The sequence below is a fragment of the Methylibium sp. T29 genome (genome assembly GCF_000576205.1).
GTDB classification, from domain to species: domain Bacteria; phylum Pseudomonadota; class Gammaproteobacteria; order Burkholderiales; family Burkholderiaceae_C; genus Methylibium; species Methylibium petroleiphilum.
In genome coordinates, this window is record NZ_AZND01000045.1 from 1 (window position 1) to 21,242 (window position 21,242).

Here is a 21,242-nt window from a genome sequence, read left to right on the forward strand (position 1 = left end):
GGAGCGCCGCCACCAGCGGGGCTGGCAGCTTGGTGGCGAACGGCACCAGCCCGGCCGCCTGGTCCAGACGGCGCTGTTCACGCCGGTCGAGCGCCGGCAGGGCCGCCGCGCCGAAGCGCTGCGGTGTGCCAGACTGCGAGAGCCGCCCCAGGGTCTTCTTGGCCTTGTCCTTCTCCAGATCGAACTTCTTGCTCGGCATCGCGACACTCTCCATGGCTCTCAAATCAACGGTCTTCAAGGCCGAACTCCAGGTCGCCGACATGGACCGTGCCCACTATGGCACCCATGCGCTGACGCTGGCCCAGCACCCGTCGGAGAACGACGAGCGGATGATGGTGCGGCTGCTCGCCTACGCCTTGCATGCCGAAGGCGAGGATCAGGCGCCATTGTCCTTCGCCAACGCGATGACCGAGATGGACGAGCCCGATCTGTGGCGGCGCAGCCTGGTCGGCGACATCGAACTGTGGGTCGATGTCGGCCAGCCGGAAGAGAAATGGGTGCGCAAGGCCAGCCACCGTTCGCGCGAGGTGGTGCTGTACATCTACGGCCGCAACGGCAGCCTGTGGTGGGGGCAGAACCGCGGGCCGCTGGAGAAGCTGGCGAACCTGCGCGTTCGCCAGGTCCCGGCCGAGGCGAGCACGGCGCTCGCGCTGCTGGCCCGCCGCAGCATGCGGCTGCAGTGCACGGTGCAGGACGGGACGGTCTGGCTCGGCGATGGCGACGCGACCGTGGAGGTGGAGTTGGTGGAGCTGAAGGAAGCCGTGCTCCGTTGAACCGGCGCCGCGAAGCGCCGGGCGCTGGCTACACTGCGGCGCGTGGAGACCAAGTGGCTGGAAGACTTCGTGAGCCTGGCCGAGACGCGCAGCTTCTCGCGCTCGGCCCAACTGCGCCATGTCACCCAGCCGGCGTTCTCGCGCCGGATCCAGGCGCTGGAGGCCTGGGCCGGCACCGATCTGGTCGACCGCTCGTCCTACCCGACCCGCCTCACGCCGGCCGGCGAGAGCTTCCACGCCCAGGCCCTGGAGATCCTGGTGGCGCTGCAGGCCACCCGCAACCTGCTGCGCGGTCACCGGGCCGCGGGGCCGGACATGATCGAGTTCGCGGTGCCCCACACGCTGGCATTCGCCTTCTTTCCGCACTGGATCATGGAGCTCAACCGCGACCTGAAGCGCGAATCCGGTGCGCTGAAGAGCCGCCTGATCGCACTCAATGTGCACGATGCGGTGCTGCGCCTGACCGAGGGCAGCTGCGACCTGCTGATCGCCTACCACCACCCGGCGCAGCCGCTGCAGCTCAACACCGACCGCTACGAGATGCTGACGCTCGGCGAGGAGTCGCTGCGCGCCTACGCCAAGGCCGGGCCGGACGGCGAGCCGCTGTTCCGCCTGCCCGGACGTGAGCGCGAGCGGGTGCCCTTCCTGGGCTATGCCAGCGGCGCCTACCTCGGGCAGCTGGTGGACCTGATCATCAAGCAGACCCCGCTGCCGGTGCTGCTCGACCCGATCTACGAGACCGACATGGCCGAGGGCCTGAAGGCGATGGCGCTCGAGGGGCATGGCCTGGCCTTCCTGCCGGCCAGTTCGGTGCGCAAGGAGCTGAAGACGCGCAAGCTGGTGCCGGCCGCGCCGTCGGGCAGCTTCGAACTCAGCATGGAGGTGCGCATCTACCGCGAGCGCCCCGAGGTCGCGAAGCACGTCAAGCCGGGCGTCCGGGCGCTGTGGGCACACCTGTTGCAGGCCGGCGCCGGGCCGCTGTCGGCCGGCGCGGCGCCGCGGGCAGCGGCCTGAGCCGCACGGGGTATGGCACGAACCCTGCTCGCGTTCCGGGGCGATGCACCTGTGGCGACCCCGTATGGCCTGCACGCCGAGCCTCCTGTAGATTTTTGCTCTTCCGTTACCGATCCCCACAAGGAGTCTTCATGAAGAAATCGCTCTTGATCCTCGTGACCGCGCTGGCCGCCACCGGCCTCGCCCAGGCCGAGGACACCCTGAAGAAGGTCAAGGACTCCGGCGCCATCACCCTCGGTGTGCGCGAGTCCTCCGGTGTCCTGTCGTACACGCTGGGTGGTGCCAAGTACGTCGGCTACCACGTGGCGATCTGCGAGAAGGCGGTCGAGGACATCGAGAAGGCGGTCGGCCGCAAGCTCAAGGTCAACTACCAGCCGGTGACATCGCAGAACCGCATCCCGCTGGTGCAGAACGGCACCGTCGACCTAGAGTGCGGCTCGACCACCAACAACGCCACCCGCCAGAAGGACGTGGCCTTCGCCAACACCACCTTCGTCGAGGAAGTGCGGATGGCGGTCAAGACCAGCTCGGGCATCAAGTCGATCGCCGACCTGCAGGGCAAGACGGTGGCCACGACCACCGGAACGACCTCGGTGCAGACGCTGCGCAAGAACAAGCGGGCCGAGAACATGGAGTTCAAGGAAGTGTTCGGCAAGGACCACTCCGACAGCTTCCTGCTGGTCGACAGTGGCCGCGCCGACGTGTTCGTGATGGACGGCAGCCTGCTGGCCGGGCTGATCGCGCGCAGCAAGAATCCGGCGGACTTCAAGATCGTCGGCGAGGTGCTGTCGGTCGAGCCGATCGCGATCATGATGCGCAAGGACGACGAGGCGCTGCTGAAGCTGGTCAACGCCACGATCGCCGGCATGGTGAAGTCGGGCGAGATCAACGCGCTCTACGACAAGTGGTTCATGCAGCCGACGCCGCCCACCGGCGCGAAAGTCGGCCTGCCGATGAGCGACACCCTCAAGGACACGCTGAAGCACCCCAACAACAAGCCGATGGAAGACTACGCGAAGAAGTGATCCAGGCAGGCCGGGCCGGGGCAGCAGCATTGCCCCGGCTTGAGTCGGGCGCGCGATAAGGGTACAACCCAACCGCGCCGCTCCGTCGGGCGCAGCAAGCGCGCTCGCACACCCCAGGAAAGGGAGGCCTCGTGGCCACATGGGACTGGCAGGTGTTCTGCAAGAACACCCTCGATGGCGAGGTCATCCCCCGCTGCTTCGGCAGCGGCGGCGACATCACCTATCTCGACTGGATGATCTCGGCCTGGGGCTGGACGCTGTCGGTGGCCCTGCTGGCGCTGCTGGTCGCGCTGGTGGTCGGCTCGCTGGTCGGCATCCTGCGCACGCTGCCCGACAAGCGGCTGGTGTTCCTGGGCAATGCATGGACCGAGATCTTCCGCAACGTCCCGCTGCTGGTCCAGGTGTTCCTCTGGTACCACGTGATCCCGTCGCTCTTCACCAGCCTGCGCAGCGTGCCCAGCTTCGTGCTGGTGGTGTTTGCGCTGGGCTTCTTCACCTCGGCGCGCATTGCCGAGCAGGTCAAGGCGGGCATCCAGAGCCTGCCGCGCGGCCAGAGCTACGCCGGCCTCGCGATGGGCCTCACGCTGGGCCAGACCTACCGCCATGTGCTGCTGCCGATGGCGTTCCGCATCGTCATTCCGCCGCTCACCAGCGAGTCGATGAACATCATCAAGAACTCGTCGGTCGCGTTCGCGGTGAGCATCGCCGAGCTGACGATGTTCGCGATGCAGGCGCAGGAGGAAACCTCGCGCGGGGTCGAGGTCTACCTGGCGGTGACGGCGCTGTACTTCATCTCGGCCTTCGCCATCAACCGCATCATGCTGGTCGTCGAGGAACGCCTGCGCGTGCCCGGCATGGCGGGAGGCAAATGATGAACCTCCACGTCCCTTTGCTCCTTCCCCCCAAGGGGGCTCGGCCTGCCCTTGGGGCGGCCCGGCGGGAGGCCTGAGATGCTGAACCTCGATTTTTCCTTCCTGAACTGGGACGTCGTCTCCGGCTTCGTCCTCAAGGGCCTGGTCTTCTCGGTGCAGCTCACGCTGATCGCGATGGTCGGTGGCATCGTGCTGGGCACCCTGCTGGCGCTGATGCGGCTGTCGGGCAAGAAGTGGCTGGTGGTCCCGGCGGCGTTCTACGTGAACACGCTGCGTTCCATCCCGCTGGTGATGGTGATCCTGTGGTTCTTCCTGCTGATCCCGCTGCTGATCGGGCGGCCGATGGGCGCCGAGCTGTCGGCCATCATCACCTTCACGGTGTTCGAGGCGGCCTACTACTCCGAGATCATGCGCGCCGGCATCCAGAGCGTGCCCAAGGGCCAGGTCTATGCCGGCTACGCGGTCGGCATGACCTACTCGCAGAGCATGCAGCTGATCGTGCTGCCGCAGGCCTTCCGCAACATGCTGCCGGTGCTGATGACGCAGACCATCATCCTGTTCCAGGACACCTCGCTGGTCTACGCGATCGGCGCCTACGACCTGCTCAAGGGCTTCGAGGTCGCCGGCAAGAACTTCAACCGTCCGGTCGAGACCTACCTGGTCGCCGCCGTCGTCTACTTCGTGATCTGCTTCAGCCTGAGCATGCTCGTGCGCCGGCTGCAGAAGAAGATCGCCATCATCCGCTGATCAGGAGAGCGCCGTGATCGACATCAAGAACATCAGCAAGTGGTACGGCAGCTTCCAGGTGCTGACCGACTGCACCACCAACGTCAAGAAGGGCGAGGTGGTGGTGGTGTGCGGGCCCTCGGGCTCCGGCAAGAGCACGCTGATCAAGACCGTGAACGCGCTCGAACCGTTCCAGAAGGGCGACATCGTCGTCGACGGCATCAGCATCGCCGACCCGAAGACCGACCTGCCCAAGCTGCGCTCCCGCGTCGGCATGGTGTTCCAGCACTTCGAGCTGTTCCCGCACCTGAGCGTCACCGAGAACCTGACCCTCGCGCAGATCAAGGTGCTCAAGCGCAACCCCGACGAGGCCAAGAAGCGCGGCCTGAAGATGCTCGAGCGCGTGGGCCTGATCGCTCACAAGGACAAGTTCCCCGGCCAGCTCTCGGGTGGCCAGCAGCAGCGCGTGGCCATCGCCCGCGCGCTGAGCATGGACCCGATCGTGATGCTGTTCGACGAGCCGACCTCGGCGCTCGACCCCGAGATGGTGGGCGAGGTGCTCGACGTGATGGTGCAGCTGGCCAACGAGGGCATGACCATGATGTGCGTGACCCACGAGATGGGCTTCGCGCGCAAGGTCAGCCACCGTGTGATCTTCATGGACCAGGGCAAGATCTGCGAGGACTGCAAGAAGGAAGACTTCTTCGGCGATCCCTCGGCCCGCTCCCCGCGCGCGCGCGACTTCCTGTCGAAGATCCTGCAGCACTGAAGCCGGGCGCCCCGCGGCTCAGGGCTCGATCGCGATCCCGACCACCGGCTGGCCACCGGCGATGCGGCCGATGGCCGTGGCGGCGCCCGTGGCGAGGTCGATCCGCACCCAGCGCGACACCTGGCCGTCGTGGTCGGTGAGGGCGGCATAGGCGGTGTTGTTCACGTCGCCGATGTCGAAGCTGGCGCGCTCGAAGGCGCCGGCGTTCAGCGGGCCCACCGTCCGCAACCGGCCGGTGTTCGGCGACACCGCGGGCTGCACGCCCTCGCGGCTGCCCTGCGTGATCAGCACGCCCAGGCGGGCGTCGATCGCGAAGTTGGTGGTGAGCTTCTCGTCCTGCTGGTTGTAGGTGTAGCCGGCGGCCACCACGGCCGGCGTGCGGCCGGCGTTGACGTCGGCGGCGTCGTAGGCGAGCGGGCCGTCGATCTGTGTGCCCTCGGTCTTCGGGTCGGCGTCGACGATGGCCCCGGTGTCCGGGTGCAGCCGCAGGTTCTGGCCGGTGTCGCTGACGATGCGCAGGCGGTCCACCGTCGGGTTGAAGTCGACGCCGAACTCGCTGCCCTGCAAGGCGATGGCCAGCGGCGAGCCGACCGGCGTGGCGGCGGCGCTGGCCGTGTCGATGCGGTACAGCCGGCCGCTGCTGCCCAGCGCGAACAGTTGCCCGCGGGCGACGCGGTAGTCGAGGCCGAGCACCCGCTCGCCGGGCTGCAGGCCGGTGAGGGTGCGCCGGTCGAGCAGCTTCTGCGGCTGGCCGGCGTTGAAGCGCAGCAAGCGCTGCTCGGCATCGACCGCGACGATGGTTTCCTTGGCCGGCGGGCCGAGCGGTTCGTCGGTGGAGGGCGCCATGACGGCACAGCCAGCCGCCGCGAGCGTGGCCAGCACGCCGGCGGCGAGGAAGGTTCGGGTCATCCAGGGTCTCCGGTGAAGGTTCGTGGGCAGGGGCCTGACGGCCCGGTCGCGGATGCTGCCGGGCCGGCCGCGGTCGTGATCGCCGGAACAGCGCAACGCTTCCCGGCCAGTTCGGGCGCTGCCGCGGGGCCGTCGCGCGTGCAGGCGACAATCCAGCGCATGAGTTCTGCTGCCCCGGACATCCTGACCCTGAGTCGGCCCGACGACTGGCACCTGCACGTGCGCGATGGCGCCGCGCTGGCGGCCGTCGTGCCGCACACCGCGCGCCAGTTCGGCCGCGCGATCATCATGCCCAATCTCAAGCCGCCGGTCACCACCGCGGCCCAGGCGCTGGCCTACCGCGAGCGCATCCTCGCGGCTGTGCCCGCGGGCCTGGCGTTCGAGCCGCTGATGACGCTCTATCTGACCGACAACATGCCGCCCGAGGAGATCGGCCGCGCGAAGGCGGCCGGCGTCGCGGCCGTCAAGCTCTACCCGGCGGGCGCCACCACCAACAGCGATGCCGGCGTGACCGACCTGCGCAAGACTCAGGCCACGCTCGATGCGATGCAGCGCGAGGGCCTGCCGCTGCTGGTGCACGGCGAGGTCACCGACGCCGAGATCGACCTGTTCGACCGCGAGGCGGTGTTCATCGACCGCCAGCTGATCCCGCTGCGGCGCGACTTCCCGGCCCTGAAGATCGTGTTCGAGCACATCACCACCCGCGAGGCCGCGCAGTACGTGGCCGAAGCCGGGCCGCACACCGCGGCCACGATCACCGCCCACCACCTGCTCTACAACCGCAACGCGATCTTCACCGGCGGCATCCGGCCGCACTACTACTGCCTGCCGGTGCTCAAGCGCGAGCTGCATCGCGAGGCGCTGGTGGCCGCCGCCACCTCGGGCAGCGACCGCTATTTCCTCGGTACCGACAGCGCACCGCATCCGGCCCACCTGAAAGAGCACGCCAGCGGCTGTGCCGGCTGCTACACCGCGTTCAGTGCGCTGGAGCTGTATGCCGAGGCCTTCGACGCCGCCGGCGCGCTGGATCGGCTGGAAGGCTTCGCCAGCGTCCACGGTCCGGCCTTCTACGGCCTGCCGCGCAACGCCGGCACGGTGACGCTGCGTCGGCAGGCCTGGACGCCACCCGAGACGCTGCCGTTCGGCGAAGCGACGCTCAAGCCGCTGCGCGGCGGCGAGTCGCTGGCCTGGCGGCAGGTCGAGTGAAGAACGCCGCATCCGCGGCCCAGGAGACGCCATGACGACCCCGACGATCCGCACCGCGCTGCTGATCGATGCCGACAATGTGAAGGTCGAGCTGGTCGCCGAGGTCATCGAGCGACTGCAGGCGGCCGGCCGCGTGCTGCAACATCGCCGCGCCTACGGCAGCGTGCAGAAGGCGACCGAGTTCGCGGCGCTGTCGCAGGATCACGCGATCCGTTTTCTGCCCAGCACCTTCGCCGGCCCCAACGCGACCGATCTCGCGCTGGCCATCGACGCGGTCGAGCTGGTGCTGCGCCAGCCGGCGGACGAGGTGGTGCTGGTGTCCTCGGACCGCGACTTCGCGCCGCTGATCGTGCGCCTGCGCGAGCTGGGCTGCCGCGTCGTCGGCTACGGCCAGCACGGCAAGACGGCCCAGGACGTGGAGCGCGACTACCTGCGCGTCTACGATGAATTCCATGTCCTCGGCGCGGCCCGGCCGGCTGCGCGCGGTACCGCTTCGAAGGCGGTGGCGAAGCCGCGGGTGGCGAAATCCACTGCCCGTCCCGCGAAACCCGCCGTCGTGGTGCCCCCCGCGCCGCCGGCGTTCCCGGCCGAGGTCGAGGCCGTGCTGGACGCCTGCCCCGACCTGCGCCAAGGCCGGGCCATGCGGCTCAACGCCGCCGGCAAGGCGTTGCACGACAGCGGCGTGCTGAAGAAGAACGGCCGGCCGTCGGCGCTGTTCAAGCGACTCGAGCCGCACTTCGAGATGCTGCCGGCCGATAAGCCGGAGCAGGTCCGGCTGCGGTCCTAGCCGCGAGCCCTCACTCGGCCGGCAGGAAGCCCTCGATCGACAGATAGCGCTCGCCGGTGTCGTAGTTGAATCCCAGCACACGGCTGCCGGCCGGCAGCTCGGGCAACTTCTGGGCGATCGCCGCCAGCGTGGCCCCGGACGAGATGCCCACCAGCAGGCCTTCGTCACGTGCCGAACGCCGCGCCATCTCGCGGGCCGCTTCCGCCTCGACCTGGATCACGCCGTCGAGCAGCGCGGTGTGCAGGTTGGTCGGCACGAAGCCGGCGCCGATGCCTGGATCGGGTGCGGAGACGGCTTGCCGCCCGAGATGACCGGGGAGGCGCTCGGCTCCACCGCGAACACCTTGAGCTGCGGCCACTGCGCCTTCAGAACCTGCGCGCAGCCGGTGATGTGCCCGCCGGTGCCCACGCCGGTGATCAACGCGTCCAGGCCCTGCGGGAAGTCGGCCAGGATCTCCTGCGCCGTGGTGCGCACGTGCACGTCGATGTTGGCCGGGTTGTCGAACTGCTGCGGCATCCACGAACCGGGTGTCGCGGCGATCAGTTCCTGGGCCTTGGCGATCGCGCCCTTCATGCCCTGCTCGCGCGGCGTCAGCACGAAGCTCGCGCCGTAGGCCAGCATCAGGCGGCGGCGCTCCACGCTCATGCTGTCGGGCATCACCAGCACCAGCCGGTAGCCCTTGACCGCGGCCACCATCGCCAGGCCGACGCCGGTGTTGCCCGAGGTCGGCTCGATGATCGTGCCGCCGCTGCGCAGCCGGCCGTCGCGTTCGGCCGCCTCGACCATCGACAGCGCGATGCGGTCCTTGATCGAGCCGCCGGGGTTGCTGCGCTCGGACTTGATCCACACCTCGTGCCCTGCGCCGAACAACCGCTGCATGCGGATGTGCGGGGTGCTGCCGATGGTGTCGAGGACGGTGTTGGCTTTCATGGGGTCTCCTCAGCGTTGGGCGGACGGTGCTCGCGGCTGCAACGATAATCCATCGGTGAAGTGGGCCAGACCGCCGCTGGCACACCGGCCGAAAGGCCGTGCTGGAGGAAGGTCCGGACTGCACAGGGCAGCGCAGCAGCCAACGGCTGTCCACCGCAAGGTGAGGATCAGAGCAACAGAGACGAGTCCGGGCGGCGTAGCCGTCCGGGGTGAAACGGGCAATCTCTGCGCGCAGCAACACCAAATAGGCCAGCGTCGATGTGGCTCCGCGGAGCTGGCGGGTAGGTGGCACCGAGCCGTTCCCGCGAGGGGCGGCCCAGAGGAATGGCGGTCACGGCCGCGACGCCGCAAGGCGCCGCGGCCGCACAGAATCCGGCCTATCGGCCCGCTTCACACTTATTCGTTCGACGCGCCGCGCTCCGGTACGGCGCGGCCACACTGGACCCGATGAACCCCGACGCCCAAACGCTCTGGCGCGCGCCCCTGTGGGCCCTGTCCGTGCTGCTTGCCTGCCTGGCCATGCTCGGGCCGTTCGCGATCGACACCTACCTGCCGGCCTTCACCGGCATCGCGGCATCGGTCGACGCGACGCCGCTGCAGATGCAGCAGACGCTGTCGATCTACCTGATCGGCTTCGCGGTGATGAGCCTGTTCCACGGCGCGCTGTCCGACAGCTTCGGTCGCCGGCCGGTGGTGCTGTGGGGCGTGGCGGTGTTCGCGGTCGCCTCGGCCGGCTGCGCGCTGTCGCAGACCATCGGCCAGCTGGTGTTCTTCCGGCTGCTGCAGGGCCTGTCCACCGGGGCCGGCATCGTGGTGTCGCGCGCGGTGATCCGCGACATGTTCCCGCCGGCCGACGCGCAGCGCGTGATGTCGCAGGTCACGATCTTCTTCGGCGCCGCGCCGGCCATCGCGCCCATCATCGGCGGGCTGCTGTTCGTGCACGCCGGCTGGCATGCGATCTTCTGGTTCCTCACCGCCGTGGGCGTGGCGCTGTGGATCGCCAACTGGAAGCTGCTGCCCGAGACGCTGCACCTCGGCGCGCGGCAGCCGTTCAAGGTGCGCCACCTGCTGCGCGGCTACTGGCAGATGGGCAGCAGCGGGCGCTTCGTGCTGCTTGCGCTGGCCAGCGGCATTCCGTTCAACGGCATGTTCCTCTACGTGCTGTCGGCGCCGGTGTTCGTGGGCGAGCACCTGGGCCTGGCGCCGCAGCAGTTCTTCTGGTTCTTCCTGTTCACCATCGGCGGCATCATGGGCGGCGCCTGGTGGAGCGGGCGGCTGGCCGGCAAGCTGCCGCCGCAGCGCCAGATCCGCCGCGGCTTCCGCGTCATGGTCGCGGTGTCGATCGTCAACGTGATCGCCAACGCACTGATGCCGGCCCAGGCCTGGTGGGCGCTGCCGCTGATCGGCGTGTTCTCGTTCGGCTGGGCGCTGATGGTGCCGGTGGTCACGCTGATGGTCCTCGACCTGGTGCCCGAGCGGCGCGGCATGGCCTCGTCGATGCAGTCCTGCCTCGCGGCCAGCGCGAATGCGCTGGTGGCCGGGCTGCTGGCGCCGCTGGTGATGCACTCGACGCTGCTGCTGGCGCTGGCGTCGATGGGGCTGATGAGCATCGGGCTCGCATCCTGGCTGTGGGTCAGGTCGCGGCTGCCCACCGTGGCTTGACCCGCCCCGGTGCGACGGGGCACGGCTTGCTCGCCGCAGGCATCATGCAGACCTGACTGTCTCGGCTCTCCCGCCATGCGCTACGAACACCTGCTCCAAGTCACCGACCCTGCCGACCCGCGGGTGCCGCCGATGAGCCGTGCCGAGCTGTGGCGCGGCCTGCTGGTGCGCGTCGAATCGCCGCAGCAGTTCCCCCTCGGCCCCGACCGTTGCGAGGCTCGCGCCGGGGCCCACGCGCGCGAACGCCGGCGCAGCGTCCACTTCGGCGCACTGCGCTTCGAGGACACGGTGCAGCTCGAACCCGAGCAGCGCATCGTCTTCACGCCCGAGCCGCACGAGGGCGCCGCGCCGGTCCGGCTCACCGTGACGATCGAGGAGCCGGCGCCCGGCGCGCTGTTCCTGCGCTTCGTCTACGAGACCGACGACGCGGGGTCCGCCGAGGAGAAGGCGCTGCAGGGCTACCGGCAGCAGGCCTGGCTGGAGCTCGACCGCGACATGCTGCGCACGCTGCGCGAATGGCAGGCGCAGGGCCGGCTGGCCGGGTGACGAGAGGCGGCGTCGGATGAAGGACAACCGCCTGCTGGAGATGCGCGTGTTCCGCGCAGTGGCCGACGCGGGCGGCTTCACCGCCGCGGCCAACCTGCTGGGCGTGAGCCAGCCCTTCGTGAGCCAGACGCTCACCGCGCTGGAGCGCCGGCTCGGCGTGCAGCTGCTCCACCGCTCCACGCGCACCCAGCGTCTTACCAGCGAGGGCGAGGCCTTCCTCGCCTCGTGCCGCCGCCTGCTCGACGAGATCGACTTCGCCGAGTCGGCGGTGCGCTCGCCCGAGCCGACCGGCGAGCTGCGCGTGACCGCGCCGCGCGCCTTCGGCATCGACCAGATCGTGCCGCAGCTGCCGGCCTTCATGGCGGCCTACCCGCGCATCGCGGTCCACCTGTCGATGTCGGACGCTCTCGCCAATCTGATCGAGGAGAACTTCGACATCGCGGTGCGGATGGGCCGGCTGCAGGACTCCTCGCTGCTGAGCCGCCGGCTGTGCAAGCTGCAGCGCGTGGTGGTGGCCTCGCCGGCCTACATCGAGCGCCACGGCGCGCCAGTCACGCCGCTGGGCCTGGGGCGCCACAACTGCCTGCTGTGGCAGGGCCCGATGGATCACCTGAACCGCTGGCCGTTCGTGGTGAACGGCGTGCCCCAGGAGGTGCCGGTGCAGGGCAGCTTCCGCAGCAGCGACGGCACCGCGCTGTTCGAGATGTGCGTGGCCGGCGTCGGTGTGATGCGGCTGGCCGAGCACCTGGCGCTGCCGGCCATCCGGCGCGGCGTGCTGGTGCCGCTGCTGGCCGACTACCAGGCCACCGACGACACAGCGATCCACGTCGTGTTCCTGCCCGAGCGCCGCTTGGTGCCGCGCATCCGGGCCTTCGTCGACCACCTGTGCGAGGTGTTCGCGACGCCGCCCTGGGGGGACTGACCCCCGCCAGCCCGCCGATCTATTGCGGGCGGCGATAGGTTTTATCGGCGCCACGCTCTTGGTCGTCCATTCGACCTCTCTTAGCCTTGCATCAACCTTTGGTGCCACCCGTTGACGTAAGGAAAATCATGCAAGAGACGATCGAACGGACCGAGACCCGGCCGCAGCAGGCCACGACGGCGAAGCCGCGCGTCTCGATCTACCAGCCGACCCAGGAAGGCCTGATCTTCCCGGAGCTGCCGATCTTCGAGACCCACGCGAAGGAACGCCAGCACCGCAAGGAGCGCTTGGCCGCGGCCTGCCGCGCCTTCGCGCTGCAGGGCTTCGACTACGGCTTCGCCGGCCACCTGACGATCCGCGACCCCGAGTTCCCCGAGCTGTACTGGACGAACCCGATGTGCGTGCATTTCTCCAACGTCAAGGTCAGCAACCTGATCCTGGTCGACCACAAGGGCAAGGTGGTCGAGGGCACCCATGCGGTGAACCGTGCCGGCTTCGTGCTGCACGCCGCGGTGCACGAGGCGCACCCCGAGATCCTGGCGATGTGCCACGCGCACACGGTCTACGGCACCGCCTTCGCGTCGCTGGGTCGCGACCTCGAGCCGATCACCCAGGACGCCTGTGCGTTCTTCGAGGATCACCGCGTCATCCGCAGCGAGGCCGGCCAGGTAGCGGTCGAGGAGCGTGCCGGCCTGACCGTGGCCGACTACTTCAAGGGCGTCAAGGCGGTGGTCCACCAGAACCACGGCCTGTTCTCCAGCAGCACCCACAGCATCGACTCGGCGTGCTTCTGGTTCATCGCGCTGGAACGCTGCTGCCGCCAGCAGCTGCTGGTCGACGCCAGCGGACACAAGCCGGTGCCGGTGACCGAGCAGCGTGCGCGCTACAGCCGCGAGCACGTCGGCAGCGACTACATCGGGTGGCTGCACTTCCAGACCATCTACGACCAGTTGGTCTGCCACCAGCCGGACCTGTTCGACTGATCTGTCCCGACGACCCAGGACGGACAGGCTACGGCGGCACCGGTTGCGGTGCCGCCGCGACCGTCGTCCGCGCGGCGCCACGAGCGCCGCGCCGGAGCGGCGGCCCAGAAGGAGACAAGAGATGCAAGGAATCGTCGAGGCCTATTTCCGGCTGCTGAAGATCGTCACGGTGCTCTGCCTGGCGGTCATGGTGGTGCTGGTGTTCGGCAACGTGGTGCTGCGCTACGGCTTCAACTCGGGCATCACCGTGTCCGAGGAAGTCTCGCGGCTGCTGTTCGTCTACCTAACCTTCCTGGGAGCGATCGTCGCGGTGCGCGAGCGGCTGCACCTGGGCTTCGACGCGCTGGTGCGCTCGCTGCCGCCGACCGCGCAGCGCGCCTGCGCGATCCTGGCCCACCTGCTGATGCTGCTGGCGACGGGCGTGTTCCTGATCGGCAGCTGGCAGCAGGCGGTCATCAACCTGGGCGTCAGGACGCCGGTGACCGGCGTGTCGATGGCGCTGTACTACGGCGTGGGCGTGGTGTTCTGCGTGTCGGTCGCGTTGATGCTGCTGGTCGACCTGGCCCGCCTGGTGTCGGGCCGCGTGTCGGCGCAGGACCTGGTCACCCTGAACGACTCGGCCGAGGCGGCGGTGTTGCCGCCGGCCGAGAAGTCGACTGCCGTCGCCTGAGCCCGCGGAGCAAGCGACATGACGATTTCCATCTTCCTCGGTTCCCTGCTCGGCTCGATGGCGCTGGGCGTGCCGATCGCATTCGCGCTGCTGGTCTGCGGCCTGGCGCTGATGTGGCACATGGACCTGCTCGACGCGCAGATCCTGGCGCAGAACGTGATCAACGGCGCCGACAGCTTCCCGTTGCTGGCGGTGCCCTTCTTCATGCTCGCAGGCGAGATCATGAACGTCGGTGGCCTGTCGCGCCGCATCGTGACACTGGCGCTCACGCTGGTCGGACACCTGCGCGGCGGCCTGGGCTTCGTGACCATCCTCGCGGCCTGCCTGATGGCGGCGCTGTCGGGCTCGGCGGTGGCGGACACCGCCGCACTCGCCGCGCTGCTGCTGCCGATGATGGTGCGCGCCGGCCACGACAAGGCGCGTGCCGGTGGCCTCATCGCCTCGGCGGGCATCATCGCGCCGGTCATCCCGCCTTCGATCGGCTTCGTGGTGTTCGGCGTGGCCGCCAATGTCTCGATCGGCAAGCTGTTCCTGGCCGGCATCGTGCCGGGCCTGATGATGGGCATCGCGATCGCGAGCACCTGGTATCTGGTGGCGCGCCGCGAGGGCAGCGCACCGCCACCCAAGGCGAGCGCCGCGCAGCGCTGGACCGCGCTGCGCGAGTCGACCTGGGCGCTGATGCTGCCGGTGATCGTGCTGGTGGGCCTGAAGATGGGCGTGTTCACGCCCACCGAGGCCGCGGTGGTGGCCGCCGTCTACGCGCTGTTCGTGGCCACGGTGGTGTACCGCGAGCTCGACATCCGCCAGCTCTACGACGTGTTCCTGGCGGCCGCGAAGACCACTTCGGTGATCATGTTCCTGGTGGCCGCCGCCATGGTCTCGGCCTGGCTGATCACCGTGGCCGACCTGCCGGGCCAGTTGATCGAGCTGCTCGGTCCGCTGACCGACAGCCCGACGCTGCTGCTGCTGGTGATCATGGTGATGCTGATCGCGATCGGCACCGCGATGGACATGACGCCGACCATCCTGATCATGGCGCCGATGCTGATGCCGGTGGTCAAGGCGGCCGGCATCGACCCGGTCTACTTCGGCGTGCTGTTCATCATGAACGCTGCGATCGGCCTGATCACGCCGCCGGTGGGCACGGTGTTGAACGTGGTGGCCGGCGTCGGACGCATGCGCATGGACGAGGTCGCCCGCGGCGTGCTGCCCTTCATGGCGGCGCAGTTCGTGGTGCTGCTCCTGCTGGTGCTGTTCCCCTCGATCGTCACCGTCCCGGCGCGCTGGCTCGCCGGCTGAGCGCGGCGAGCCATCTCTCCCGTTCCGATGCGCGCCCCGGGCGCGCGCTCACCCAGGCCGTCTCCGGGCGGCCACCCTTTCCCCTAGGAGACATCAAGATGAAGCGAATCTTCAAGCACCTGCTGCTCGGGCTGGTCGCGGCGCCGGCGCTCGCACTGACGGGCCTGCAGGCCCAGGCGGCCGACATCAAGGAGCGTAACCTGCGCTTCTCGTTCGTGCAGCCCAAGGAAAGCCACATGGGCTATGGCGCGCAGAAGTTCGCCGACATCGTCGCCAAGAAGAGCGACGGCAAGATGAAGGTGAAGCTGTTCCCGAACGGCATGCTCGGCGGCGACCTGCAGACCGTTTCGGCGCTGCAGGGCGGCACGCTCGACCTGACCACGTTGCCCCCGGGCCTGCTGGTGGGCCTGAACAAGGAGTTCGGCGCCTTCGACCTGCCCTTCCTGTTCGACAGTTTCGCCGAGGCCGACGCGGTGCTCGACGGCCCGGTGGGCAAGAAGTTCATGGAGCGCCTGCCGAGCGGCCTGGTGGGCCTGGCCTACTGGGACCACGGCTTCCGCAACGTTTCCAACAACCGCCGAGCCATCGCCAAGGCCGAGGACTTCCAGGGCCTGAAGCTGCGCGCGCTGCAGGCCCCGCTGATGCTGGAGACCTTCAACGCGCTCGGCTCCAACGCGGTGCCGATGGCCTTCACCGAGCTCTACGCCGCGCTGGAGTCGCGCGCTGTCGACGGCCAGGACAACCCGGTGGTGGCTTTCCAGACCAACAAGTTCGACGAGGTCCAGAAGCACCTCTCGCTGACGCGCCACGTCTACAACCCGCTGGTCGTGCTGTTCAGCCAGAAGGCCTGGGATCAGTTCTCGGCCGACGAGCGCAAGGTCCTGCTCGAGGCCGCCAACGAGGCCCGCGTCGAGCAGCGCAAGGTCTCGCGCGAGATGGAGACCAAGGCGCTGGAGCAGGTTCGCAAGAACGGCGTCACCGTGACCGAGATCTCCGCGCAGGAGCGCGCGCGCATGCGCGAGAAGGTCAAGCCGGTGACCGACAAGTACGTCAAGGAGATCGGCGAGGACGTTGTCAAGACGGTCTATGCCGAGATCGACCGGGTGCGGGTGAAGTAGTAGGCCCGCCGCCGCCGTTGCCGGCGGCGCGCGGTCCGGGCCGGTCCAGAACGCCGCGGAGCTTCGCTCCGCGGCGTTCTTTCATTTCAAGGCAAGCTGGCACCCCCCAGTTAGCAAGCGAGTTCATCTTTCACTTCCAGAGGGCTCCGCAAGTCCTTCTTTTAGAACGACATTTTCTTTTTTGTGCATCAGAAATCACGCCTAAGTGCTTGATTTCATTGAGATTTCCTTACATCTCTGGTTGACCCGCCCGAGGGGGTCCGCTAAAGTGGAGCAAAGTGCACTTTAGTGGGATTTCGTGGCAGAAATAGTCTTTCAGGGGGCTTCGGCGCTCGCGCTCGACGCAAAGGGGCGGCTGGCCGTCCCGGCGCGCCACCGCGATGTGCTGGGCGCGCTGGCCCAGGGCCGGCTCACGCTCACGAAGCATCCGGTCGGCTGCCTGCTGGTGTTTCCACGCCCGGCGTGGGAGGGCTTTCGCGACAAGGTCGCGGCGCTGCCGCTGCGCGCCGAGGGCTGGAAGCGCATCTTCCTCGGCAACGCGATGGACGTCGAGATCGACGCCAGCTCGCGCGTGCTGGTCTCGCCCGAACTGCGCCAGGCAGCGGGTCTGGTCAAGGACGTGATGCTGCTCGGCATGGGCAGCCATTTTGAACTCTGGGACGTCCAGCGCTACCAGGCCCACGAGGCCGAGGTGATGCAGCAGGGGCTGCCCGAGAGCCTGGGCGACTTCTCGTTCTGACGGCGATGAACCAGGGAGTCGGGCCTTGGCAGCACACCACCGTCCTGCTGCACGAGGCGGTCGATGCGCTCGTGCACTCGCCGGACGGCTACTACGTCGACGGCACCTACGGCCGCGGCGGGCACTCGCGGCTGATCCTGTCGAAGCTGTCCGCGGCGGGCCGCCTGCTGGCGATCGACCGCGACCCCGACGCGGTGGCGCACGCCACCTCGGGCGCGGCGCGGGTCACGGACCCGCGCTTCCACATCGAGCACGCGCCCTACAGCGAGCTGCCGGCGCTGCTGGCGGCGCGTGGCGTGTCACGCATTGACGGCCTGCTGCTGGACATCGGTGTGAGCTCGCCGCAGATCGACAACCCGGAGCGCGGCTTCAGCTTCCGCGCCAGCGGTCCGCTGGACATGCGCATGGACCCGACGCGTGGCGAGAGCGCGGCCGACTACCTGGCGCGCGCCGACGAACGCGAGATCGCGGCGGTGATCCGCGACTACGGCGAGGAGCGCTTCGCGACCGCGATCGCCCGTGCGCTGGTGGCGCGCCGCCTGGCCGGCCGTCCGGTACGCACCACCGAGGAACTCGCGGAGCTGGTGGCGCAGGCGGTCAAGACCCGCGAGCCCGGGCAGAACCCGGCCACCCGCACCTTCCAGGCGCTGCGCATCTTCGTCAACGCCGAGCTGACGCAGCTCGAACAAGGCCTGGCGGCGGCACTCCAATGCCTGAAGCCGGGCGGCCGGCTGGTCGTGATCAGCTTCCACTCGCTCGAGGACCGCATCGTCAAGACCTTCATCGCGAGTCACAGCAAGGCGGTGGTCGACCGCCGGGCGCCGTTCGCGCCGCCGGCGCCGATGCGGCTGCGCGCGCTGGCGCGCCTGAAGCCCGGCGCCGACGAGGTGGCAGCCAATCCGCGCGCGCGCTCGGCCATCCTGCGTGTGGCCGAACGGACCGACGTGGGGATCGCCGCATGACACGCCTCAACATCGTGGTGCTGATCGCGCTGGTGTGCAGCTCGCTCTACCTCGTCAAGGTGTCCTACGAGTCGCGCCGTCTGTTCGCCGAACTCGATCGCGCGCAGGCCCAGGCGCTCAAGCTCGAGAGCGAGCACGACCGGCTGCTGGTCGATGCGCGTGCGCAGTCCACGCCGCTGCGTGTCGAGAAGGTCGCGCGCGAGCGCCTCGGCATGCGCAGCGCCACACCGGCGGTCACCGAGTACGTGGTGGTGCCGGTGGCCGCTGCGCCGGCGCCTGATGTCGCGGAGCTGCGCCGATGAGCGCTTGGCGCGAATGGCTGGGCCGCCTCGGCCGGGGCGGTTCCCGCCGGCCCGGTGCACGCGCCGCCAGCGGTGCCGTGAGCGCGCGCAGCGTGCGCTACGCGAGCAGTCCGCTGCTGGCGTCGAAGACGCCGCCGTGGCGCTCCAAGTTCCTGGTCGCTCTGGTCGGTGCCGGCTTCCTGCTGCTGCTCGGCCGCGCGGTCTACGTGCAGGTGATCGGCACCGAGTTCTACCAGCAGCAGGGCGCGAGCCGCTACGCGCACAAGCTCGAGCTGCCGGCCAACCGCGGCCGCATCACCGACCGCGGTGGCGAACTGCTCGCCTCCAGCGTGGAGGCACCGACGCTGTGGGCCATCCCGCGCGACGTCACCGCCACCTCTGCCGAGAAGCGCCAGCTCGCCAAGTTGCTCGGCATGTCGGTCGGCGATCTGGAGAAGCGCCTGGCGGACAACCCGAACTTCGTCTATCTGCGCCGTCAGGTCGACGACTCGGTGGCGCTGCAGGTGCGCGCACTCAACCTCAAGGGCGTGCACCAGCTCACCGAGTACAAGCGGCGCTACCCGGCGGGCGAGGCGGCGGCCCACGTGGTGGGCTTCACCAACGTCGAGGACCGGGGGCAGGAGGGCATCGAACTCGCCTTCCAGTCCGACCTGGCCGGCCGCGACGGCAGTCGCCGCGTCATCAAGGACCGTCGCGGCCGCGTGGTCGAGGACATCGGCGAGCGCGTGCCACCGGTCGACGGTCGCGACATCGAGCTCGCGATCGACACCAAGGTGCAGTTCTTCGCCTACCAGCGCATCCGTGACGCGGTGGCCGAGCACAAGGCCAAGGCCGGCAGCGTGGTGGTGCTCGACGTGCAGAGCGGCGAGGTGCTGGCGCTGGCCAACTACCCGAGCTACACGCCGGGTGACCGCCGCAACCTCAGCGGAGCGCAGCTGCGCAACCGGGCGCTGACCGATACCTTCGAGCCCGGCTCGACCATGAAGCCCTTCATCATCGGCGAGGCACTGCAGGCCGGACGCGTGTCGCCCTCGACGGTGATCGACACCGCACCCGGCCGCATGAGCGTCACCGGCAGCACCATCAGCGACGCCCACCCGCACGGCGCGCTCACCGTCGAGCAGGTGATCCAGAAATCGAGCAACGTCGGCACCGTGAAGATCTCCCAGCTGCTCTCCGAGCGGGAGATGTGGGAGACCTTCAGCGCCATCGGCCTGGGCCAGAAGCCGCAGATCGACTTCCCCGGCGCCGTCACCGGCCGGCTGCGTCCCTACAAGACCTGGCGGCCGATCGAGAAGGCGACCATGAGCTATGGCTACGGCCTGTCGGCCAGCCTGTTCCAGCTCGCGCGCGCCTACACCGTGTTCGCGCGCGACGGGGAGCTCATCCCGGTCAGCATCACCCGCGCGCAGCAGCCCGGCGCCGGCGTGCGCGTGTTCTCGCCCGAGGTCGCGCGCGATGTGCGCCACATGCTGCAGATGGCGGCGGGCCCCGGCGGCACCGGCCCCAAGGCGCAGACCATCGGCTACTCGGTCGGCGGCAAGTCCGGCACCGCGCACAAGCAGGAAGGCAAGGGCTACGCCGACAAGAAGTACCGTGCCTGGTTCGTCGGCCTGGCGCCGATCGACAAGCCGCGCATCGTGGTCGCGGTGATGGTCGACGAGCCGAACGCCGGCAAGTACTTCGGCGGCGAGGTCGCCGCACCGGTGTTCAGCGAGGTGGTGCAGAAGACGCTGCATGCGATGGGTGTTTCGCCCGATCTCGACGTCAAGCCGCAGATCGTGGCGCGCCACGAGGACGCCGTGGAGGAGAGCTTCTGATGCTCACCGCGTTGCGTTCACCCGCCGCCGCGGCCCGCTGGCTCCAGGAATGGACCACCGGCACGCTGCGCACCGACAGCCGCCTGGTGCAGCGCGGCGATGCCTTCATTGCCTGGCCCGGCCATGCCACCGATGGCCGCCGCTTCGTGAAGGCCGCGCTGGCCGCCGGTGCGGCGACCTGCCTGGTCGAGGCCGAGGGGGTGGACGCCCACGGCTTCGACGACGCACGCATCGGCGCGCTGCCCGGGCTCAAGGCCGCCACCGGGGCGATTGCCGACGCCTACTTCGGCCAGCCGTCGCAGCAGCTGCGGGTGGTGGCCACCACCGGCACCAACGGCAAGACCTCCACCGCGTGGTGGACCGCGCAGGCGCTGAGCCTGCTGGGCCGGCGCTGCGGCGTGGTCGGCACGCTCGGCATCGGCGAGCCGCCGCTGCCCGGCCGCGAGACGCACATCGACTTCACCGGCCTCACCACGCCCGACCCGGTCACGCTGCACGGCGGGCTGCGCCGCATGGCCGACGCCGGCTTCGAGGCCTGCGCGATCGAGGCCTCGTCGATCGGCATCGTCGAGCACCGGCTCGCGGCACTGCGCATCGAGGTGGCGCTGTTCACCAACTTCACCCGCGACCACCTCGACTACCACGGCAGCATGGACGCCTACTGGGCCGCCAAGCGCGTGCTGTTCGGCTGGCCCGGGCTGAAGGCCGCTGCGGTCAACCTCGACGATGCCCAGGGCGCCGAACTGGCACGCAGCCTGGCCGGCCACGTGCCCGAACTCTGGACCTATTCGCTCGAGCGCGACGACGTGCGGCTGCGCGCGCGCAACCTCGGCTATGTCGACGGCGGGCTCGCGTTCACGCTCTACGAGGGTGGCACTGCCCTGCCGGTGCGCAGCCGCCTGATCGGCGACTACAACGCCGCCAACCTGCTGGCCGTGATCGGCGGCCTGCGCGCGCTGGGCGTACCGCTGGCCGACGCGGTGCGCGTGGTGCCGCAGCTCACGCCGGTGCCGGGCCGCATGCAGAAGGTGGACGGCGACGCGGGCGTCGCCCCGCAGCCGGAGGTGGTGGTCGACTACGCGCACACCCCCGACGCGCTGGAGAAGGCGCTCGGTGCGCTGCGTCCGCTGGCCGCGGCGCGCGGCGGCCGGTTGCTGTGCGTGTTCGGCTGCGGCGGCAACCGCGACGCCAGCAAGCGCCCGCTGATG

General features: G+C 69.4%; 22 protein-coding genes, 1 other RNA gene and 1 pseudogene. 21 read left to right on the forward strand and 3 right to left on the reverse strand.

The features are described 5' to 3' along the window. Positions 1-199 (reverse strand): hypothetical protein (locus tag x551_RS08170; RefSeq protein ID WP_036248115.1); only part of this gene is annotated, 199 nt, incomplete at its 3' end. Between the two features lie 13 nt (positions 200-212). Here x551_RS08170 and x551_RS08175 point away from each other — a divergent pair. The 6 genes from x551_RS08175 to x551_RS08200 all read left to right on the forward strand — a co-directional run bounded on the left by x551_RS08175 (position 213) and on the right by x551_RS08200 (position 5,179). After that, positions 213-773, forward strand: coding sequence for a YaeQ family protein (locus x551_RS08175; protein WP_036231891.1), 561 nt, complete (start codon positions 213-215; stop codon positions 771-773). A gap of 42 nt (positions 774-815) precedes the next feature. Further along, positions 816-1,787, forward strand: coding sequence for a LysR family transcriptional regulator (locus x551_RS08180; RefSeq protein ID WP_011828042.1), 972 nt, complete (start codon positions 816-818; stop codon positions 1,785-1,787). 131 nt (positions 1,788-1,918) lie between these two features. Continuing rightward, positions 1,919-2,812 (forward strand): amino acid ABC transporter substrate-binding protein, encoded by an 894-nt coding sequence (locus tag x551_RS08185; RefSeq protein ID WP_011828043.1) that lies wholly within the window; start codon positions 1,919-1,921, stop codon positions 2,810-2,812. A 131-nt stretch (positions 2,813-2,943) separates the two neighbouring features. Further along, positions 2,944-3,684 carry an amino acid ABC transporter permease gene (locus tag x551_RS08190; RefSeq protein ID WP_036231894.1) on the forward strand — a complete coding sequence of 247 codons (741 nt, stop codon included), beginning with the start codon at positions 2,944-2,946 and terminating at the stop codon, positions 3,682-3,684. A 78-nt stretch (positions 3,685-3,762) separates the two neighbouring features. After that, positions 3,763-4,431, forward strand: coding sequence for an amino acid ABC transporter permease (locus x551_RS08195; RefSeq protein WP_011828045.1), 669 nt, complete (start codon positions 3,763-3,765; stop codon positions 4,429-4,431). Between the two features lie 13 nt (positions 4,432-4,444). Beyond that, positions 4,445-5,179, forward strand: a complete 735-nt coding sequence (locus x551_RS08200) for an amino acid ABC transporter ATP-binding protein (protein ID WP_011828046.1) — start codon at positions 4,445-4,447, stop codon at positions 5,177-5,179. A gap of 18 nt (positions 5,180-5,197) precedes the next feature. Here x551_RS08200 and x551_RS08205 read toward each other — a convergent pair whose 3' ends face one another. Then, positions 5,198-6,088, reverse strand: a complete 891-nt coding sequence (locus x551_RS08205) for a DUF4394 domain-containing protein (RefSeq protein ID WP_036231895.1) — start codon at positions 6,086-6,088, stop codon at positions 5,198-5,200. 159 nt (positions 6,089-6,247) lie between these two features. Here x551_RS08205 and pyrC point away from each other — a divergent pair, with 159 nt between their 5' ends. Next, on the forward strand, positions 6,248-7,294 hold the full coding sequence (pyrC, locus tag x551_RS08210; protein WP_036231896.1) for a dihydroorotase: 1,047 nt from the start codon (positions 6,248-6,250) through the stop codon (positions 7,292-7,294). 31 nt (positions 7,295-7,325) lie between these two features. Then, complete coding sequence (locus x551_RS23375) at positions 7,326-8,081, forward strand: NYN domain-containing protein (protein WP_051511904.1); 756 nt, start codon at positions 7,326-7,328, stop codon at positions 8,079-8,081. A gap of 10 nt (positions 8,082-8,091) precedes the next feature. Here the strand turns inward: x551_RS23375 and cysK are convergent. Further along, positions 8,092-9,011 (reverse strand): annotated as a pseudogene (gene cysK / locus x551_RS08220) (cysteine synthase A). Between the two features lie 57 nt (positions 9,012-9,068). Between cysK and rnpB the strand changes: the two are divergent. The 13 genes from rnpB to x551_RS08280 form a co-directional block, all read left to right on the forward strand. Then, positions 9,069-9,407: RNase P RNA component class A (gene rnpB, locus x551_RS23380), an RNA gene on the forward strand. 51 nt (positions 9,408-9,458) lie between these two features. Continuing rightward, positions 9,459-10,673 carry a multidrug effflux MFS transporter gene (locus tag x551_RS08225; protein WP_036231897.1) on the forward strand — a complete coding sequence of 405 codons (1,215 nt, stop codon included), beginning with the start codon at positions 9,459-9,461 and terminating at the stop codon, positions 10,671-10,673. Between the two features lie 75 nt (positions 10,674-10,748). After that, positions 10,749-11,219 (forward strand): SRPBCC family protein, encoded by a 471-nt coding sequence (locus tag x551_RS08230; RefSeq protein ID WP_036231898.1) that lies wholly within the window; start codon positions 10,749-10,751, stop codon positions 11,217-11,219. 16 nt (positions 11,220-11,235) lie between these two features. Next, positions 11,236-12,141 (forward strand): LysR family transcriptional regulator, encoded by a 906-nt coding sequence (locus x551_RS08235; protein WP_036231900.1) that lies wholly within the window; start codon positions 11,236-11,238, stop codon positions 12,139-12,141. A 128-nt stretch (positions 12,142-12,269) separates the two neighbouring features. Next, positions 12,270-13,124, forward strand: a complete 855-nt coding sequence (locus x551_RS08240) for a class II aldolase/adducin family protein (RefSeq protein ID WP_036231901.1) — start codon at positions 12,270-12,272, stop codon at positions 13,122-13,124. Positions 13,125-13,245: 121 nt separating this feature from the next. Continuing rightward, positions 13,246-13,794: a TRAP transporter small permease gene (locus x551_RS08245; protein ID WP_036231903.1), complete on the forward strand. Its 549-nt coding sequence runs from the start codon at positions 13,246-13,248 to the stop codon at positions 13,792-13,794. A gap of 18 nt (positions 13,795-13,812) precedes the next feature. Next, entirely contained in the window at positions 13,813-15,093 is a 1,281-nt protein-coding gene (locus tag x551_RS08250) for a TRAP transporter large permease subunit (RefSeq protein WP_036231904.1), read from the forward strand. 98 nt (positions 15,094-15,191) lie between these two features. Beyond that, a complete protein-coding gene (locus x551_RS08255; RefSeq protein WP_036231906.1) occupies positions 15,192-16,211 on the forward strand; it encodes a TRAP transporter substrate-binding protein in 1,020 nt (339 codons plus the stop codon). A gap of 298 nt (positions 16,212-16,509) precedes the next feature. Then, entirely contained in the window at positions 16,510-16,950 is a 441-nt protein-coding gene (locus x551_RS08260) for a division/cell wall cluster transcriptional repressor MraZ (protein WP_011828053.1), read from the forward strand. 5 nt (positions 16,951-16,955) lie between these two features. Beyond that, positions 16,956-17,912: a 16S rRNA (cytosine(1402)-N(4))-methyltransferase RsmH gene (gene rsmH, locus x551_RS08265; protein WP_011828054.1), complete on the forward strand. Its 957-nt coding sequence runs from the start codon at positions 16,956-16,958 to the stop codon at positions 17,910-17,912. Next, positions 17,909-18,214 (forward strand): cell division protein FtsL, encoded by a 306-nt coding sequence (ftsL, locus tag x551_RS08270; protein ID WP_011828055.1) that lies wholly within the window; start codon positions 17,909-17,911, stop codon positions 18,212-18,214. Before rsmH ends, ftsL begins: the two co-directional genes overlap by 4 nt. Continuing rightward, positions 18,211-20,034, forward strand: coding sequence for a penicillin-binding protein 2 (locus x551_RS08275; RefSeq protein WP_231497615.1), 1,824 nt, complete (start codon positions 18,211-18,213; stop codon positions 20,032-20,034). The genes ftsL and x551_RS08275 overlap by 4 nt, the downstream gene beginning before the upstream one ends. Next, on the forward strand, positions 20,034-21,242 hold a 1,209-nt coding region (locus x551_RS08280; RefSeq protein WP_036248111.1), incomplete at its 3' end, for a UDP-N-acetylmuramoyl-L-alanyl-D-glutamate--2,6-diaminopimelate ligase. The genes x551_RS08275 and x551_RS08280, both read left to right, overlap by 1 nt.